The organism is Pseudomonas sp. LBUM1647 (assembly GCF_059716175.1).
The window spans coordinates 4,195,690-4,214,277 of sequence record NZ_CP166809.1 but is presented as its reverse complement, the minus strand read 5'-3'; the positions used below and the strand labels follow the sequence as shown (position 1 = coordinate 4,214,277).

The following is an 18,588-nucleotide window of genomic DNA, read 5'->3' as shown; positions in this document are numbered from 1 at the left end:
GTTTTAAAGGGAGCGGGCATCCATGCCACCGATAAATCGTGTCAGGCGTGACAGGCCTTTCCACCGTTTTCGACGTGAGGTTTGCTGCTTTTTTGCAGTTGCTCACGCAGGGAGTTGAGCAATTTGGGCAGTGCAGACAGCTCTGCAACTCCGCCATAGCAGTAGTAGTCGGGGCGCACGATGAGGGCTTTGAGTCCCGCCTCGGCCATGAATCGCAGGTATTTTCCAGAGACGTCGCGATAGATGCCTTTACTGTTATCAGCCGTTTCTGCGAGTCGAACGACTTTCAGGTCATAGTCATGGATGAAGCCCTGCTGCTCAGGCGAGAGCGATGCCAGGGGATCCTGGTCTCCTCGGACAAGCAGGTGGAAACCGCGTCCAATAACTTCGTCATAGCGGCTGACCTTGCCACCGATTTCGATCGAGCCGTGTACCCCAAGAATGCCGCGCAATTGGCCATCCTTCTGCAATAGACCATCGGTTAAACCCGGGAACGGCGGCAGTGGTGCAACGTTGCCGCTCAAATAGGCTGCATCACGCTCGGCGGCCTTCACTGGGTCCGATACGCAAACGACTTTACCCATTGCCATGGATGCTTCAATCACGGCACGGATCTGCGGTTTGCGCTCAAGTGTGTAGCTATCCAGCAGGGTGTCGTTAGCCAAACCGCGCAACAGTAAATCGAGACGCCAGGACAGGTTCCAGGCATCCCGGATACCTGAGCACATGCCTTGACCCATGAACGGTGGCATTACGTGGGCCGCGTCGCCAGCCAGCATCACCCGACCGCTGTGCCAGTTCGAGGCAATGCGCGAGCGGAACTGATAGACCGCGTGACGCACCAGGTCAGCGGTGTCCGGCGTCACCCAACGCGACAGCAGCGACCAGACCTTGTCGGTATTTTGCAGGTCTTCGATAGTTTCATGGGGCAGGCGCATGAACTCCCAACGGCGATAACCAGGGCCGCCAGGGACCATGGTGGTCGGTCGTTCGGGGTTGCACCATTGGCCGATGTCCGGTACATCCAGTTGCACGCCGGGTTTGGGTTGCAAATCGACCACCAGCCAGTCTTCCTGGAAGCCCAGATCCTGCCATTCAATTCCCAGCGACTGGCGCACGAAGCTGTTGGCGCCGTCGGCACCGATCACATAACGAGCCCGTACACTTTGCTGCTCTTCACCGAGTGAAAACTTACCGTCTTCGCGAATGACCCGATTGAGGACCATGTCGCAGCCATCGGCGTCCTGTTTGAGCGCAGTCGCCTCCCAGCCCTGGTGGACCTGCACGTTGCCGATGCTTTTGGCTTTGCGATCAAGGGCGGCTTCCAGCGATGGCTGATTGAACAAGTAGCCGAACGGCCCGTCACTGATGGATTCAGCCGACCAATCGATCTCTACCAGGACTTTCCAGTCAGCGTTGAACCACTGGTAGCGTGCCGACGGCTGGGAGATTTTCGCCAGTTCTTCGCCAAGGCCCATGGAGAGGAAAATGCGGCGAATCTCATGATCGTAAAATACTGCCCGTGGGAGCGGGTAAAGCGCTGGCCAGCGTTCGAAGACGGCGACTGAATAACCCATTTGGCCCAATAGAATGGCCAGGGTCTGGCCCACGGGGCCGTAACCGGCAATGGCGACATCGACTGTAGTGTGCTGGTTCATGATCTGTGCCTCGTGTACTTCGCGATGATTTCCGGACATGGCCGGGCCTGTTGCGCGAACCAGGGAGGCTTGCGCAATGCAGGAATTCCAGTTTTTTTAAACAATAAGCGGCAGGCGACTCAGGCAGGCGCCGGGGTATCCGCTTCAGTGTTGAAAATGAAGTTGTCCGGCACGTCCGGGCCCCACAGGTACAGTGAGTTTTCCGGGGGGTAGTCGCCGGCAGGCCATTCGCTGCCTTCGGAGATGTAGTCCATGTCTGCCGAGTATTCGCAAAACGAGCCCCACGGATCCTGCACGTAATGAAAGTAGTTAGAACCCAGGCAATGACGGCCCGTGCCCCAGCCTTTCACGTGTCCCGCCGCTGCCATTTGCGAAGCGCCCGCGCCAACTTCGTCAATGCTGTCGACTTCCCACGCCGCGTGGTGCCAGCCCTTGGCACTGCTTTTTGCGAATGCCACCAGATGATGGTCGCAACCGTGGGCGGCGTGACTGAAGGCAATAATGTCCATCGACTTGTCGGAGAGCTTCAAGCCCAGGGCCTGTTGGTAAAAGTGCAGCGCACCCAGCACATCGGGGGTAAACAACAGGACGTGGGACAAGCGGCGAGGGCGGACCTGCGCCATGGCGTCGCGGGTCGTAGCGCCGCGGCTGTTGGACGGGGTGATGCTGTTGTGGTGGTCGGACTTTTGATCGGGCATGGTTTTTTCGCCGATCTTCACGTGCAACAGGTTGCCGTCCGGGTCGCGAAACCAGATTCCGGCTTCGGGACGATCTTCGATCAGCCCGCCCGCTGTTTCGATCTGCTGGCGCAAACCTGCGTAATCCTGCTCGTAGCAGTTGAAACTCAGATAGGCGAGGGACTTGGAGGCCGCAGGGAAAATTTTTGCCCAGACATGGCCGTCAGCTGCTCGCAAGAGAAGCTGGTTCTGTTCACGGAGAACGTCGAGGCCGAAGCTTCCGAAGAACTGGCAGGCTTCGTCCAGAGAGGGGACGTTCAGCGCGTAATGATCGATTGAATGCACACCATGGGACACGCTCATGATTGCCTCCATTTAATTATTCTTGTTGTGGGGCGCAGGGCGAGGTCGGCCCTGCGCCGAGTTTGAAGCTGCGTCTATGATCAGACTTCGTCGACGACAGGGTTGACCAATTTGCCAATGCCCTCGATCGATACTTCGACCACATCGCCTGCTTTCAGATAAACCTTGGGATTCATGCCAAAACCAACGCCAGCCGGGGTGCCGCTGACAATCACGTCGCCTGCTTCGAGAGTGACCGCTTCACTCAGCGTAGAGATGATGGTGGCGACGTCGAATAGCATGTCTTTGGTGTTGGCCGATTGTACAACCTTGCCGTTGACGCGTGTCTCAAGCAACAAGCCTTTGCCACCCGCTGGCAACTCATCGGCAGTCACTAGCACCGGCCCGAATGCACCCGTGTCATCGAAGTTTTTGCCAACGGTCCACTGCGGCGAGATGAATTGGTAATCGCGTACCGAGCCTTCGTTGAACAGCGCATAACCGGCGACGTGATCGAGTGCGTCTTCCTTGCGGATATGACGGCCGCCGCTTTTCAGAACCACAGCCATTTCACCTTCGTAGTCGAGGGTGTCGGAGATGCGCGGACGAATCAGCGGTTTGTTATGGGCTGTCAGGCTGGAGTTCCAGCGAGGGAACAGGGTGGGGTAGGTCGGTTGAGCGTAAGGGGACTCTTTGGTGTGATCGGCGTAGTTCAGGCCCACGCAAACGATTTTGGTCGGACGCTCCATCAATGGCAGGTAAGCGTCTTCGGCGATTTCGACGATAGCGCCATTGGCACCTTGGGCATGAGTGGTCAGATCGACACCTCGCGCCAACAACGACTCAAGCGTTTCGGTTCCTAGTACGCGTACGCCGTCGGCAGTAACGACACCCAGGACAGGTTGACCTTGATTGAGGAAGCGGACGTAGCGCATGGCAGGTTTCTCTTGTTGATTTGATGGGCGCCGGTGGTGAAGGGCAGTACCGACTGCGTGTTTACAAAGCTAGAGCCAAAAAAATATACCGTCAACAAAAAAATATATATTTAAGATAATGTGAGAAATTATTCATTCTGTGTATGATTCGCGCAGACAAGCGAAAAATGGAGTCGACCTTGAATTCCCCTTTGATCAACTGGCAATCGGCCGAGCCCACCGAAAAGCGCACCATGGCTTCGCAGCTGGAAGCCCGGATTCGCCAGGACATAATCAATGGCCAATTGGCTCCAGGCAGTCGTCTGCGCCTAAAGGAGCTGGCCGACTCCTACGACGTTGGCGTGATTCCGCTGCGTGAAGCATTGTCGCGCCTGGCCAGCAGTGGCTTCGTATCAGCAGCCGATCAGAAAGGTTTCAGTGTCGGCCGTATCTCTGCAGCAGAAATTGCCGACATCACCGCTGCGCGATTGCACATTGAATGCAAGGCGCTTGCTGATTCGATTCGTCAGGGTGATGTGGAGTGGGAGAGTCGTGTTCTTGCCGCTCACCATCGCCTAGACCGTCTGACCATTGTCGAAGGCCCAGAGCGGCTGCTAAAACCCGAGTGGGAAAACGCTCACGAAATATTCCATCAGGCGCTTATCTCCAGCTGCAATTCACCGACATTACTGCGGCTGTGCTCATCACTGCGAGACCAGACAGCGCGCTATCGTTTTTTGTCGATGCACTATGCCGACAGCAGCGCACGTGATGTGCCCAACGAACACCGCCAGTTGATGGATGCTGCGCTGGCCAAAGACATCGACAAGGCTTGCGAATTGCTGTCCAGTCACTATCAGACCACGACGGACTCGGTGCTCAAGCACGCACTGCTGGGATAGCGATGACGTTCTCTCTATCAAGTTTCGTTGCGAAGCCTGGTGTGCCGCAGGTTACGCAGATAAAACTGAATGACAGACATTGATCATTTGTGAGTGACCGCTTTTGGCGGAAGGGGACTGGCTCCGAACGTCCGTATATGGACTCTTACTCATTGCAAGCCCCGTTGCTTTGGCGCCCGTGCCGACTGCACACGTATATTCGGCCTCTTAATACGGCATCGTTTCGATGCAGGGCCATGATGGGCTATTCGCGCGCCGGCTCCCGATCGCTTTTTCGTGCTTTTCGCACTTGGACATTCGATGGTTTTGCCGACGCCGGTTCGACCGGTTTGCCATCGTTCAGGTTGCTTCGCAATCGTGGTTAAGAGTTGTTTCTCTCGTAGAACACGTCGGGTAAATAGATCAGGCCGCTGCCTGATTCGGTTGGTAATCAGTGCCGTGACGCAGCATCGCCCAAGCCATGCGTGCAGTTTTGTTGGCCAGCGCAATAGCGGCCACATTGGGATGCGATCGCTCGGCTAAACGAACGGCCCACTGGCTGAGTCGATCCTCTTTGGATTTGGCTGTGCGTAGCGCCGAGCGCGCGCCATGCACCATCAATGTTCGCAGATACGCATCACCGCGCTTGCTGATACCGAGCAATCGATCCTTACCACCAGAACTGTGTTGCCTCGGTGTCAGTCCCAGCGAGGCGGCAAACTGTCGGCCATTGGCAAACTGACGGGCATCACCGAGAACGACGACGAGCGCGGTGGCACTCATTGGGCCGACCCCGCGTAGCTGTTGCAAACGGACGGCCATTGGCTCACTTGCCGCGATCGCAGATATCTCGCTATCGAGTTCGCCTACACGCTCATCCAGCGCACGCAGGTCGTCCCACAAGCCATCCAGCAGACGACGAAAGCGTGCCGTCAAACCGTTATCCGCATCTTCTAGCCAGCACGGTATTGCGCGACGCAGCATCAGTAATTCCTTCGGTGCAATGAGACCGTACTCGGCGACCAGCCCACGAATCTGATTGGCTTTGGCCGTCCGCCGTTCGATTAAGCCGGCCCGGATGCGATGCGTCGCCTGGATATCCTGTTGTTCGATGGTCTTGACGGCGACGAAGCGCATGCTGGGGCGGCTCATTGCCTCACAGATCGCCTCGGCATCGTTGGCATCGTTCTTGTTGCTCTTGACGTACGGTTTGACGAACTGAGGCGCGATCAACCTCACCCGAAATCCGCGTGCCTGTAGCTGCCGCGCCCAATGGTGCGCACCGCCACAACTTTCCATGCCGATCTCACAGCCGGGCTCGATCTTCTCCAGCACCGTTTGAAGCCAGCGGTCACGAGGTAAACGTTGCCGCCAGACTGGTTGCTCATGACGATCCACGCCGTGAATCTGAAACACGTTCTTGGCCAAGTCGACCCCAATGCGCATAAGCTTCATGTGTGGACTCCTTCTCACTGTTGACTGTGGTTCGCACCTTCAGTCTGGCACTCAAGATGCCGATGTGAGGAGGAGTCCATCCATTGCTTTTGGCTGATGCTGTCGGTCGCGACAGGCTTCCTCAAGGCGTATTTTTTCACCCTAGCCAAAGCGCGCTGGAAAGATAGTTTTCGAAAATGCCAGAAAGATCCGGGCTAAATGGTCGAAGTTTGTTGCGGGGAATATGACGGTTCAAACAGATTTGAACAAAAAGTTGACGTTTCTTGAGCATGTTCAATAGCAGCGGTCAGTTGGATAAGGAGCTCCGACAGACTGCTGCTGAATTGCTGAGTTACCGATTCTATTGTTTCTGCGGATCGAACTGCTTGTCCCTGATAAACAGCGCCGGAATCACACCACAGATGAAGTAAGCCGCGCCCATGACCAGAAAACCCACACCGATCGAGCCATGAGAGGCAAGGAACCCGATAGCGGCCGGAGCAACCGCTGCACCCAGACGCCCGATATTGTAGGCACCGCCTACGGCGGATCCGCGAAATTTAGCCTCGAAGCTTTCGGTCATGTACGTGGCGTTCACACCGTAAGGAATACCGTACAAAAAGCCGAACACCACCAGCATCCAGAGTATGTTTTCCTGGCTTTGGAACAGCACGATCACCGGCAGGAATACCGCGGTCCCCAACGCGCCAAAGGCGAACACGGTACGACGCCCTATACGATCAGCCGCGAGGCCAGCAAGAATTTTGCCGAGGATCATGGCCGTGTAGGTGCCAACCATATAGCCGGTCATGGATTTGAGATTCATGCCCAGTTCACTTTCCAGGTACGTCGGCATCCAGTTGTTCACGCCGTAGTAACCGAACTGTAGAAAGCCGGCAGTCAGAGCCCAGAAGATAAACATCCGGCTAGCTTGCGGATCACTGAAGATCAGCTTGTACATGCTTTCGCGCTTTTCGGAGAATGGCTTTTGGACGTCCGTGATTTTTTTCTTGGCGCGCTCGGCCTGAGCGTTGATCCAGGCTTGTGGCTCCGGCACGAAACGTTGCATCACCACGGCCAGGATCACCGGGATAATCGCGATGTAGAAAAGCCAGCGCCAGCCATGGCTCGGCAGTATCCAACCAGCCAGCAGCGTCGCCACGATGTATCCCACTGACCAGCCTGCTTGCAGTGTGCCGAGTACCGTAGTTCGGTAGCGGGTGGGTACGTATTCGGACATCAACGTATTGCAAGCCACGTACAGTGCGCCGATCCCGAGTGATGCCACGAATCGGGTGATCGCGAACTGCCAATAGCTATGCGTCATGCCTAGCACAGCGGTGCCGACGGAAAACAGTACGATACTCCAGACCACGGTTTTCACCCGACCGAAACGATCACAGGCCCAGCCACCGTAGATACCACCAATGGCCATCCCGGCCAGGGTGAAGCTACCCAGACTGCCGGCTTCTACGTTGCTCAGGCCGAACTCGGCCTTCAGGCTGCTGAGGCTGTAGGAAAGCAGCATCAGATCGGCACCGTCGATCAATAATCCAAGAAAGCAGAAGATGAATACCAGCACCCAGGTACTGGTTTTGGCGTGCGTAGTCACACTCGCCTGAGCTGCAGCGTCCATGGTGTTACCTTTTTTGTATTTATTGGGGGAGGGCACTTGAACCGGAAATTGAAAGCCCGTGGCCTCAGCTTTGAGCGTCGCGGATCATGTTTCGGGCGATGACTATCTGCTGGATCTGGGTAGTGCCTTCGTAAATGCGGAACAGGCGAACATCCCGATAGAAGCGCTCGATGGCGTATTCGCTCACATAACCGGCACCACCATGAACCTGCACGCAGCGGTCGGCGACCCGTCCGCACATTTCAGTGGAGAACATCTTGGCGCAGGAGGCTTCAGTGCTGACGTTGCGTCCGTCGTCACGCTTGCGTGCGGCATCCAGCACCATGCAGCGACTTGCATAGATTTCAGCCTTGCTGTCAGCGAGCATGGCCTGGATCAGTTGGAACTCGGCGATCGGTTTGCCGAACTGTTTGCGCTCCATTGCGTAGCGCAAGGCATCGTCGAGCATCCGCTCAGCGGCGCCGACACTCAAAGCCGCAATATGCAGGCGACCCTTGTCGAGTACTTTCATCGCGGTCTTGAAGCCTACACCTTCGACACCGCCGATCAGTTGACTGGCCGGGACCCGCGCATTCTCGAATATGACGTCGCAGGTGTGAGCACCCTTGTGGCCCATTTTGTGGTCGGGTTTGCCCAGTGAAACACCGGGTGTGCCGCGCTCGACAATAAACGCGCTGATGCCGGCGGCGCCTTTGATCTCGGGATTGGTTCGCGCCATCACCGTATAGATCCCGGCGTGCGGGGCATTGGTGATGAAGCGCTTGGTGCCATTGAGAATGTAGCTGTCGCCGTCGCGCACGGCGTGGGTTTTGAGCGAGGCGGCGTCTGAGCCAGCGTCTGGCTCAGTCAAGCAGAAAGAACTGAGTAGCTCGCCGCTGGCCAGCTTGGGCAGGTAGTGATGCTTCTGTTCTTCAGTGCCGTCCAGGAGGATGCCGATGGAGCCGATCCCGTTGTTGGTACCGATGTAGGAGCGAAAGGCCGGTGAAGTGCGACCCAGCTCGAAGGCGATATTCACCTCTTCCTCCATCGTGACGCCCAAACCGCCAAACTCTTCCGGAAGCGTCAGGCCAAACAGGCCCATTTCCCGCATCTGCTCGACGATGTCCTGAGGGATGGCGTCTGTGTCAGCCACCTCGTTTTCACGAGGAATCAGCACTTCGCTGACGAACTGACGAAGGGAATCCAACAGAATCTGCAGGGTTTCGGTATCACGGATCATGTGCGCTCCTAAGGCTCGCAAGCGAGCCGTTTTTTTTAGGGCGCCGTTACTCCGTTGCGTCAGCGAGCAGCGGCGCCAATGTTATTGACCATGTTGATCAGGCGAGGCCCGATATCGTCCACGAGCTGTTCACGGGGTAGCTGAAAGCTCGGTCCACCGCAGTTGAAGGTCAGTAACCCGTACTGCGGGTGCAGCAATGGCACTGCAACGGAGTTGACGTCGCGATGCCACTCACCGATCGACAGGCAGAAGCCGTAGTCGGCGAAATCCCTGAACGCTTTGTCCAGTCCCTTGCGGATGGCTGGCCATTGCTCCGATTCGCGCTGGCGAATGTGATCGAGCAGAAACTCCCGCTCGGTTTCCGGCATCGCAGCAAGGCACGCCCGGCCCACCGAACTCTGCGCCAACGGCAAGTAACTGCCGATCTGCCGACGCATGGTCATGTTGCCCTGGCCCTGAACCACATCCAGGTAAACCATCTGAAGACGATCGCGGGCGGCCATGGCGACGGCCGCCTGGGCGTGATTGGCCAATTCCTCCATCAAGGGGTGAGCCACCGTGCGAATCGCCAGATTCGACAACATGGCGTAACCGAAACCCAACACACCTACGTCCAACTGATACTTGCCTGAATGCACTTCACGCTTGAGGCAGCCCAGGCGCATCAACGTATTGGTCAGACGCGTCACGGTCGGTTTGGGCAGCCCGGTCATTCGCGCCAGGTCCTGATTGCCGAGCACGTTGTCGCGTGGCGTGAAACACCTCATCAGCTCAAGACCGCGTGCCAACGCCGTTACGAACTGGCCACTGCTTTCGTCTTCGCTCAGCGCGCTGGCGGGGTCGAGCATACCCATCTTCAGCAAGCCGATTTCATCCGCTCCTTTCGTTTTGTCGGCGGCCGGGTGATCTGCCTTGTTGCGACCCATGGTAGAACCTCACTTTCGAGAAATGCAAGAAAATAAAATACAGTTTCGTCTGGCGAAATTGTATTAGGGGCTCAAAAAAAAACCAATCTATTTATTTATTCTTAGTAACTCATTGTAAATTAATGGATAAATTAGATTTATTGGTTTTCCTGTTTACAGAAATTTAAAAGCGTATCTATGATTGATCGTAATTACGGTATTCAGTTTCGTATAGCGAAACAAAAATAAGAGGTAGGTATGGACTCCCAGCTTAAAGCTGTAGTGGATCTGCAAATCCGCGATGACGCCGTCGCCGTCGTACGGATCCAGCGTCCTGAGGTCAAGAACGCGCTCAACGGCGCAGTGCGCGAACAGTTGGCAGACATCTTTCGCTCTCTGGCTGGCAATGAACGGGTGCGTGCGATCGTCCTCACCGGTGGTGAACAGTGCTTTGTCGCCGGTGCCGACATCCGCGAGTTCGCCGAAGCCAGCCCCATTGAAATGTATCGTCGCCACACAGAGTACTTGTGGGAGGCCATCGCTCGTTGCCCTAAACCTGTGATCGCAGCGGTAAATGGTTTCGCCCTGGGAGGCGGCTGCGAATTGGCGATGCACTGCGACATCATCGTTGCAGGGCAATCGGCACGCTTCGGGCAGCCTGAGGTCAAGCTTGGCCTGATGCCGGGCGCCGGTGGCACCCAACGGTTGATTCGCGCCGTCGGCAAATTCCAGGCGATGCGTATCGCACTGACAGGCTGTCTGGTCCCGGCCCCCGAAGCGCTGGCCATGGGCATGGTCAGCGAGGTGGTGAGTGACGAGCGCACGGTGCCGCGAGCCCTTGAGCTGGCTGCTCAAATAGCCGCCTTGCCACCGCTGGCTGTCGCGCAGATCAAGGAAGTGATGTTGCTCGGTGCCGACTTGCCACTGGATAGCGCCCTGGCGTTGGAGCGCAAGGCGTTTCAGCTGCTGTTCGATTCCAGGGATCAGAAAGAGGGTGCCAGTGCCTTCCTTGAAAAACGCAAAGCCACCTTCTCGGGAGAATGATTCATGACACGCGAGATCAATCATATGGCGGTTGTGGGGGCTGGCATCATGGGCACCGGCATAGCCCAGATTGCCGCCCAGGCCGGTATTCAGGTCCTGCTGTTTGATAACCGCGAAGGCGCTGCCCGGACCGCTCGCGATAACCTTGAACAGACGCTGGACAAGCTGGTGAGCAAGGGCAAGATCCTCGGTGCAGACGCACAGACCATACTCGATCGCCTGCGGGTAGCGACTGCGCTGACCGAACTCAAGGACGTCGACCTGGTCATCGAAGCCATTATTGAGCGCCTCGATGCCAAGCAGGCTTTGCTCGCACAGCTTGAAGCGGTGGTTGGTGACGATTGCATTCTGGCAACCAATACCTCGTCGCTGTCTGTGACTAGCATCGCCCGGGAATGTCGGCGTCCTGAGCGAGTCGCGGGGTTCCATTTCTTCAATCCGGTGCCATTGATGAAAGTCGTGGAAGTCATCGACGGTCTTGCCAGTGATCCGCAAGTGGGTGATCGCTTGCAGGCGTTGGCATCGCGCATGGGCCATCGTGGTATTCGAGCCAAGGACACGCCAGGTTTCATCATCAACCATGCGGGACGAGCCTACAGCACCGAGGCGCTGCAAATCCTCAAGGAAGGTGTGACTGAGCCCGCCGAAATCGACCGTATCCTGCGCGAAGGTCTTGGCTTTCGCATGGGGCCGCTGGAGCTGTTCGACCTTACTGCCCTGGATGTCTCGCACCCGGTGATCGAGTCGATCTACAACCAGTTTTACCAAGAGCCTCGATATCGCCCGGCAGCGTTGACTCGGCAGATGCTTGAGGCAGGGTACGTCGGTCGCAAGGTCGGGCGTGGCTTTTACCGATACGCCAATGGCCAAATGATTGATGCGCCCCAGGCGCAGGCAGTGCCGGTTGTGGACGCGCTACCGCCGGTTTGGCTGGGTACTGAGAACGAGGTTGATCGTTTCAACCTGATTGCTTTGCTGGAGCAGTTGGGCGCGCAAGTGGAGCAGGGCGCCACGCCATCCAGCGAAGCACTCTGCTTGCTGGCACCCTATGGCCTGGATGCCACCAGCGCTGCGGAACGCTTCGCCACCGACCCGGCGCGCACGGTATGCATCGACCCGCTGCTCGACTGCGCTCGCTACCGCACGCTGATGGTGAACCCGGCAACCCGGGTCGACATGCGCAATGCCGCACATGCATTGCTCGCTCGCGACGGTGTGGGGGTCAGCGTGATCAACGACAGTGTCGGCTTCGTCGCCCAGCGCGTACTCGCCATGATCGTCAACCTGGCCGGCGATATCGTCCAGCAGCGCATCGCCAGCGTCGAAGACCTCGATGAGGGTGTGCGTCGGGGGCTGGGGTATCCGCAGGGACCGTTGGCCTGGGGCGACAGTGTCGGCAGCAAACGCCTGCTGACCATCCTTGAGCGCATGAGCGAATTGACGGGGGATCCGCGTTACCGGCCGGGCCCTTGGCTGCGTCGACGCGCGACCATCGGCCTATCGCTGTGCCACGCCGAACCGACACTAACCTGACCTTTCTATCCTCAGGATACTTCCATGCTCGACGCCTACATCTTCGCAGGATTACGTACTCCTTTCGGTCGCCACGGCGGTGCACTCGCACCCGTTCGACCCGATGATCTTGCTGCTCATGTGATTCGAGAACTGCTTGCGCGACATGCCATCCCTGGTGACGCCATTGAGGATGTGATTCTCGGCAATACCAATCAGGCCGGCGAAGACAGCCGTAATATCGCGCGCCACGTCGCACTGCTCGCCGGTTTGCCGGTGACGGTTCCGGGGCAGACGGTCAATCGGTTGTGTGCCAGCGGGCTGGCCGCGGTAATCGATGCCGCACGCGCGGTGACCTGTAAGGAAGGTGAACTGTTTGTTGCCGGCGGAGTGGAGAGCATGTCGCGCGCGCCCTTCGTCATGGCCAAAGCCGAAACGGCCTACAGCCGCGACTTTACGATGTACGACAGCACCATCGGCGCACGCTTTCCCAACCCCAGGATTGTTGCCGAGTTCGGCAATGACAGCATGCCTCAGACCGGCGACAACGTGGCCCAGGAGTACGGCATCGAGCGGGCCCAGGCCGATGTGTTCGCCGCACGCTCCCAAGCCAATTACGAAGCCGCGCGCACACGTGGTTTCTTCAACGAAGAACTGCTCGGCGTCAGCGTGCCCACCGGCCGCAGGACGCCGCCCCATCTGGTGGAGCAAGACGAACACCCCCGCCCGCAATCTGACCTTGCCGCACTTACTCGTCTGCGCCCCTTGCACGAAGGGGGCGTGGTCACCGCCGGCAATGCGTCAGGTGTCAACGATGGGGCCGCAGCACTGCTGATCGGTACGGCTGATGCGGGTGAGCGCCACGGGTTGGTGCCTATGGTGCGTATCCTGTCGAGTGCCGCTGCGGGTGTGGCTCCGCGCATCATGGGTGTCGGCCCGGTGGAGGCGATCAACAAGGCCCTGGCCCGCGCCGGGCTGACGCTGGCGGACATGGATATCATCGAAATCAACGAAGCGTTTGCCAGCCAGGTACTGGGCTGCCTCAAGGGGCTTGGCCTGGCGTTAGACGACCCTCGGGTCAACCCCAACGGCGGAGCGATCGCGGTCGGCCACCCGCTGGGTGCCTCGGGTGCTCGCTTGGCGCTGAGCACCGCACGAGCATTGCGGGAATGCGGCAAACGTTACGCCGTGGTCAGTCTGTGTATCGGTGTCGGCCAAGGGCTGGCGATGGTTATCGAGCGTGTGTAAACGCTCAAGCAAAGGTGAAATGACATGGGTGCTTTGACTGGATACCGCGTGCTCGACTTGAGCCGTGTGCTTGCCGGCCCCTGGTGCGGGCAAACACTGGCCGACCTGGGCGCCGAAGTGATCAAGGTCGAACGGCCGGGCGCGGGCGACGACACTCGTGGCTGGGGCCCGCCCTGGATGAAGGGCCAGAGCGATGAGTTGACCTCCGAGGCCTCTTATTATCAGTCGACCAATCGCGGCAAGTTATCGGTGGCACTGAACCTGGCCAGCCCGGAAGGGCAGGAACTGGTGCGTGCGTTGGCGACCGATTGCGATGTGCTGATCGAAAACTACAAGGCCGGCTCCCTGGCCAAGTATGGGTTGGATTACGCCTCGCTGGCGCAACTGAACCCGCGACTGGTGTACTGCTCCGTCACCGGCTTTGGGCAGACCGGCCCGCGCGCTGCTGAGCCGGGCTACGACTTTATCGTGCAGGGCATCGGCGGGCTGATGAGCATCACCGGCGAGCGCGATGACCTGCCCGGTGGCGGGCCGCAAAAGGTCGGCGTGGCGTTTTCCGATCTGATGACCGGGCTTTATTCCACGGTCGCGATCCAGGCGGCGTTGCTCAGCCGGGAAAAGACCGGCGTGGGTCAGCACATCGATATGGCGCTGCTGGATGTGCAGGTCGCCACCTTGTGCAACCAGAGCCAGAACTACCTAGCCTCGGGCAAACCACCCGGCCGTTACGGCAATGCCCACGCCAACATAGTGCCGTATCAGGTGTTTCGCGCCAGCGACCAGGACTTCATCATCGCTTGCGGCAATGACTCGCAATTCGTCGCTCTGTGTGAAGCTATCGGCCTGGCGCATCTGTCTCAAGACCCGCGCTTCATGCGTAACGCCGACCGCGTTGCCAATCGCGAGACGATTATCGAGATCTTGTCGCGGCACTTCCTTGAGGGCTGTGCGCAGGCGTGGATCGACCGTATCCATCCCCGGGGCGTGCCGATAGGGGCGATCAACACCATCGCACAGGCGTTGGATGAGCCTCAGGTCAAGGCGCGCAATATGCTGGTGACGATTCCCCATCCGCTGAAGGCCGATTTCGTGACCGTTGGGAGCCCGATCAAGCTGTCCGGCACGCCGGTGGAATACCTGCGACCGGCGCCGATGCTCGGCGAGCATACGGATGAAGTGCTCAAACGTCAGTTGGGGTTGGATGACGAGCGTCTGGCGCAGTTGAAGGCCAGCGGTGTCATTGAGCAGTTGGGCGCGCGCTGATCTGCTTTGCCCGGCCCGCCGAGGGTGAGCCGGGTTCACTATTTTGTAATGGAGTTATCCATGAAAGTCCTCGTAGCTATCAAACGAGTGGTCGACTACAACGTCAAGGTTCGCGTCAAGGCGGACAATTCCGGCGTCGACCTCGCCAACGTGAAGATGTCGATGAACCCGTTCTGCGAAATCGCAGTGGAAGAAGCCGTACGCCTGAAAGAGAAAGGTGTTGCGACTGAAATCGTCGTCGTCTCCATCGGCCCGTCCACCGCTCAAGAGCAACTGCGCACCGCGCTAGCTCTGGGTGCCGACCGCGCCATCCTCGTCGAATCCGCTGAAGACCTGACGTCGCTCGCCGTTGCCAAGCTGCTCAAGGCTGTTGTCGACAAGGAACAGCCTCAGCTGGTGATCCTTGGCAAACAAGCCATCGACAGCGACAACAACCAGACTGGTCAGATGCTCGCGGCATTGAGCGGCTACGGTCAGGGTACGTTCGCCTCCAAAGTCGAAATCAGCGGCGACACGGTTGCCGTGACTCGCGAAGTCGACGGCGGCGCGCAGACGGTTTCCCTGAAACTGCCGGCTATCGTCACCACCGACCTGCGTTTGAACGAGCCGCGCTACGCGTCCCTGCCAAACATCATGAAAGCCAAGAAGAAGCCTCTTGAAGTGCTGACTCCGGACGCTTTGGGCGTTTCCACCGCCTCCACCAACAAGACCGTGAAAGTCGAAGCGCCAGCTGCACGCAGCGCGGGTATCAAGGTCAAGTCGGTGGCTGAACTGGTCGAGAAACTGAAAAACGAAGCGAAGGTGCTTTGAGTTAAGGAGCCAGAAATGACTATCTTGGTTATAGCAGAACACGACAACAAAGTGCTGGCCCCGGCCACGCTGAACACCGTGGCTGCCGCCGTTAAAATCGGTGGTGACATCCACGTTCTGGTTGCAGGTCAGGGCGCTGGCGCCGTGGCTGAAGCCGCTGCGAAAATCGCTGGCGTGGCTAAAGTGCTGGTGGCCGATAACGCCGCCTACACTCACCAACTGCCGGAAAACGTTGCGCCGCTGGTGGCCGAGTTGGGCAAGGGCTACAGCCACATCCTGGCTGCCGCGACTTCCAACGGCAAAAACATCCTGCCGCGCGTTGCCGCTCAGCTGGACGTTGACCAGATCTCCGAGATCATCTCGGTCGAAAGCGCTGATACCTTCAAGCGCCCGATCTACGCCGGTAACGCCATCGCAACCGTTCAGTCGAACGCTGCGGTCAAAGTCATCACCGTGCGTGCTACCGGTTTCGACCCGGTCGCTGCTGAAGGTGGTTCGGCGGCTGTTGAAGCCGTTGCAGCTGCTCACGATGCTGGTATTTCCAGCTTCGTCGGCGAAGAACTGGCCAAGTCCGATCGTCCGGAACTGACCGCTGCCAAGATCGTCGTTTCCGGCGGCCGCGGCATGCAGAACGGCGACAACTTCAAACACCTGTACGCCCTGGCTGACAAGCTGGGCGCTGCCGTCGGTGCTTCCCGCGCCGCGGTCGACGCAGGTTTCGTACCCAACGATATGCAGGTCGGTCAGACCGGCAAGATCGTTGCTCCACAGCTGTACATCGCCGTCGGTATCTCCGGCGCGATCCAGCACCTGGCCGGCATGAAAGACTCCAAAGTGATCGTTGCGATCAACAAGGACGAAGAAGCGCCGATCTTCCAGGTGGCCGATTACGGCCTGGTGGCGGACTTGTTCGAAGCAGTGCCAGCGCTTCAGCAAGCCCTTTAAGGATGAACCAGGCGCCGGTACGCGGCGCCTGGCGAGTCTCAGTCGTATGAGCCTTTGCCCGGCATCTTGATGCCGTGCAGGTTGACCTTGCGATACAGCGTTGCACGGGATATCCCCAGCTCCTGCGCGGCCAACAGCGGCTTCCAGCGATTGCGCACCAGCGTATCAATCAAGGCTTGGCGCTCTGGACTCCCAGAGACAGTGTTCAAACCTTTCGCAGGTGCACTCACGCTCAGTGTCACCGGTAGATCCTCCACCCCAATCACCTGGCTTTTGCATATAGCACAGGCGTAGCGCAGCACGTGGTGCAATTGCCGCATATTGCCGGGCCAGCTGTAATTCAGCAGCATTTCCAGTGCCGCTTCGCTTAACTCCAAGCGTTCCCCCGAGCGTGCGCATTCTTCTTCCAGCAGTTTAGTGATCAGCGCCAGCTTGTCCTTACGCTCGCGCAGCGGCGGGATATCGAAGCGCGCGCCGCTCAAGCGGAAGAACAGGTCCTCGCGGAAGTGCCCGGTTTCAACCAGAGTGGCGATATCGCGGTGGCTGGCGCAGATGATCTGGATGTCGATCGACTGCGCGCGCGCTGCACCCAATGGCGCTACCTCACCCTCGCTTAACACCCGCAGCAGGCGCGTTTGCAAGGACAGCGGCATGTCGCCGATTTCATCCAGGAACAGGGTGCCGCCGTCCGCCTGCTGCAACAGACCGAGCATGCCTTTGCTGGAGGCGCCGGTGAAGGCACCGGCGGCATAGCCGAACAGCTCGCTCTCAATCAAGCTCTCGGGTATCGCCGCACAGTTGATCGCCACGAAGGCCTTGTCGCGGCGTTTACTGGCGGCGTGCAGTTGCAGAGCAAAGTGCTCCTTGCCGGCTCCGGTCTCACCATGAATCAGCACAGGCAGCCCGCGATCCTTGACGCGCACCGCCAGCTCCAGCGCTTGGGCGACCTTAGGGTCGACGGCTGACGCCAGTGTGCTGGCTGCGGGCGCACTGATGGGCCGGCGCGGCACCTTGAGGCGTACATGCAGGCCCATCGTCGGCAGGTAGTGGATGTTGTCATCCCCGGCGGCAGGCAGTTGCGCTGAGGCGAAGGCTTCGTCGACATGTGTGGGGATCCGGCCACAGCGCTGCAACAGCAGGCGTCGCGCGGCAGGGTTGAGCGCTACGATGCGGCCATCACGGTCCCAGGCGAACAGGCACTGAGGCTGGCTGTCGACGTATCCGGGCAGGGGATGGGCGCGTAACACCCACAGGTCTTGGGTGCTGTACATGAAGTAGGCATTTTCAAGGTCGATGGCACTTTGGATAACCATCTGCCGGATCAGATGCTGGCTGCGTCGGTCGTCCGGTGCGCGCACTGAAGAGACGTCCAATACCGCCAGGATCTCGCCGTTGGGTGAAAATATCGGCGCCGCCGAGCAGGTATTGCCAATAAACGCCGCGCGGAAATGATCATGCTTGTGCACGGTGACCGGCAGTTTGTCGATCAACACCGCGCTGACAGCGGTCGTACCTTCTTCCTTTTCCGACCAGCAGGTGCCGACATCCATGCCGGAACGGCGGTACTCGCCGCGCAGGGTCGATTCGATCCGATAGTCGACGGTGCAACCCAGCGTATCGGTGAGCATCACACAGTAGTCGGCGTCTCGTACGCGGCTATGCAGCCGCGACATCTCATCACCGGCCAGGTGCAGGAAATCGTCGACACGCTGGCGGTGCTCATTGATCTGGTGTGCCTCCAGAACCCTCGGGCCCTGTAACGAACCCGGGTCGAGCTTGTAGTGCTGTGCCGAGCGGCGCCAGGAATCGAGGATGGCATTCGGCACCGGCAGGGTCGGGGCATTCTGGGCAGTGCGCAACACGCGACTCACGTGTTCCACATGAGTCTTCGAAAAACCAGAGGACATGGTACCTCCGAGGGTTGGATCTTATTTTTCTGTTGATGGCCATTAAAGGCGGCTTGGCCGATCCCTTCAAGCTGATTCCGTCAGCCGGTGCCGGTGAGACATAACCGCTCAGTATTCGCAACGTCCCACGGCAGACACGAGCGGTTATGTCTTGCTGTGGCGGTGGTGTCGTGGACTGCGATTGTTCTCTCGA

General features: G+C 58.6%; 15 protein-coding genes. 7 read left to right on the top strand and 8 right to left on the bottom strand.

Annotated elements, in window-relative coordinates; genetic code table 11:
- Positions 1 to 41: 41 nt before the first annotated feature.
- From mhpA to ACA059_RS19085, 3 genes are all read right to left on the bottom strand, one after another.
- Positions 42 to 1,658, bottom strand: a complete 1,617-nt coding sequence (gene mhpA / locus ACA059_RS19095) for a bifunctional 3-(3-hydroxy-phenyl)propionate/3-hydroxycinnamic acid hydroxylase MhpA (protein ID WP_497630544.1) — start codon at positions 1,656 to 1,658, stop codon at positions 42 to 44.
- A 119-nt stretch (positions 1,659 to 1,777) separates the two neighbouring features.
- The gene (locus ACA059_RS19090; RefSeq protein WP_497630543.1) at positions 1,778 to 2,698 is read right to left on the bottom strand and encodes a VOC family protein; all 921 of its coding nucleotides are present in this window, start codon (positions 2,696 to 2,698) and stop codon (positions 1,778 to 1,780) included.
- An 80-nt stretch (positions 2,699 to 2,778) separates the two neighbouring features.
- Positions 2,779 to 3,612: a fumarylacetoacetate hydrolase family protein gene (locus tag ACA059_RS19085; protein ID WP_497630542.1), complete on the bottom strand. Its 834-nt coding sequence runs from the start codon at positions 3,610 to 3,612 to the stop codon at positions 2,779 to 2,781.
- Between the two features lie 179 nt (positions 3,613 to 3,791).
- On the opposite strand from ACA059_RS19085, the gene ACA059_RS19080 reads away from it, so the two are divergent.
- A complete protein-coding gene (locus tag ACA059_RS19080) occupies positions 3,792 to 4,493 on the top strand; it encodes a GntR family transcriptional regulator (RefSeq protein WP_497630541.1) in 702 nt (233 codons plus the stop codon).
- 402 nt (positions 4,494 to 4,895) lie between these two features.
- Here the strand turns inward: ACA059_RS19080 and ACA059_RS19075 are convergent, their stop codons facing one another.
- From ACA059_RS19075 to ACA059_RS19060, 4 genes are all read right to left on the bottom strand, one after another.
- On the bottom strand, positions 4,896 to 5,927 hold the full coding sequence (locus ACA059_RS19075; protein WP_497630539.1) for an IS110 family RNA-guided transposase: 1,032 nt from the start codon (positions 5,925 to 5,927) through the stop codon (positions 4,896 to 4,898).
- 340 nt (positions 5,928 to 6,267) lie between these two features.
- Entirely contained in the window at positions 6,268 to 7,542 is a 1,275-nt protein-coding gene (locus tag ACA059_RS19070; RefSeq protein WP_497630538.1) for an MFS transporter, read from the bottom strand.
- A gap of 64 nt (positions 7,543 to 7,606) precedes the next feature.
- Positions 7,607 to 8,761 carry an acyl-CoA dehydrogenase family protein gene (locus ACA059_RS19065; protein ID WP_497630536.1) on the bottom strand — a complete coding sequence of 385 codons (1,155 nt, stop codon included), beginning with the start codon at positions 8,759 to 8,761 and terminating at the stop codon, positions 7,607 to 7,609.
- Between the two features lie 59 nt (positions 8,762 to 8,820).
- The gene (locus tag ACA059_RS19060) at positions 8,821 to 9,687 is read right to left on the bottom strand and encodes an IclR family transcriptional regulator (protein ID WP_497630535.1); all 867 of its coding nucleotides are present in this window, start codon (positions 9,685 to 9,687) and stop codon (positions 8,821 to 8,823) included.
- 237 nt (positions 9,688 to 9,924) lie between these two features.
- Here ACA059_RS19060 and ACA059_RS19055 point away from each other — a divergent pair, with 237 nt between their 5' ends.
- Genes ACA059_RS19055 through ACA059_RS19030 form a run of 6 tightly spaced genes read left to right on the top strand, consistent with a single transcriptional unit; the run spans position 9,925 to position 16,488 of the window.
- Positions 9,925 to 10,710 carry an enoyl-CoA hydratase gene (locus ACA059_RS19055; protein WP_497630534.1) on the top strand — a complete coding sequence of 262 codons (786 nt, stop codon included), beginning with the start codon at positions 9,925 to 9,927 and terminating at the stop codon, positions 10,708 to 10,710.
- A 3-nt stretch (positions 10,711 to 10,713) separates the two neighbouring features.
- A complete protein-coding gene (locus ACA059_RS19050) occupies positions 10,714 to 12,243 on the top strand; it encodes a 3-hydroxyacyl-CoA dehydrogenase (RefSeq protein ID WP_497630533.1) in 1,530 nt (509 codons plus the stop codon).
- Between the two features lie 24 nt (positions 12,244 to 12,267).
- Entirely contained in the window at positions 12,268 to 13,470 is a 1,203-nt protein-coding gene (locus ACA059_RS19045) for a 3-oxoadipyl-CoA thiolase (protein ID WP_497630531.1), read from the top strand.
- A gap of 24 nt (positions 13,471 to 13,494) precedes the next feature.
- Positions 13,495 to 14,733 (top strand): CaiB/BaiF CoA transferase family protein, encoded by a 1,239-nt coding sequence (locus tag ACA059_RS19040; protein ID WP_497630530.1) that lies wholly within the window; start codon positions 13,495 to 13,497, stop codon positions 14,731 to 14,733.
- A gap of 60 nt (positions 14,734 to 14,793) precedes the next feature.
- Positions 14,794 to 15,543, top strand: coding sequence for an electron transfer flavoprotein subunit beta/FixA family protein (locus ACA059_RS19035; protein WP_497630529.1), 750 nt, complete (start codon positions 14,794 to 14,796; stop codon positions 15,541 to 15,543).
- A gap of 15 nt (positions 15,544 to 15,558) precedes the next feature.
- Positions 15,559 to 16,488, top strand: a complete 930-nt coding sequence (locus ACA059_RS19030) for an electron transfer flavoprotein subunit alpha/FixB family protein (RefSeq protein WP_497630528.1) — start codon at positions 15,559 to 15,561, stop codon at positions 16,486 to 16,488.
- A 38-nt stretch (positions 16,489 to 16,526) separates the two neighbouring features.
- Here the strand turns inward: ACA059_RS19030 and ACA059_RS19025 are convergent, their stop codons facing one another.
- The gene (locus ACA059_RS19025; RefSeq protein ID WP_497630527.1) at positions 16,527 to 18,395 is read right to left on the bottom strand and encodes a sigma-54-dependent Fis family transcriptional regulator; all 1,869 of its coding nucleotides are present in this window, start codon (positions 18,393 to 18,395) and stop codon (positions 16,527 to 16,529) included.
- Between the last annotated feature and the right edge of the window lie 193 nt (positions 18,396 to 18,588).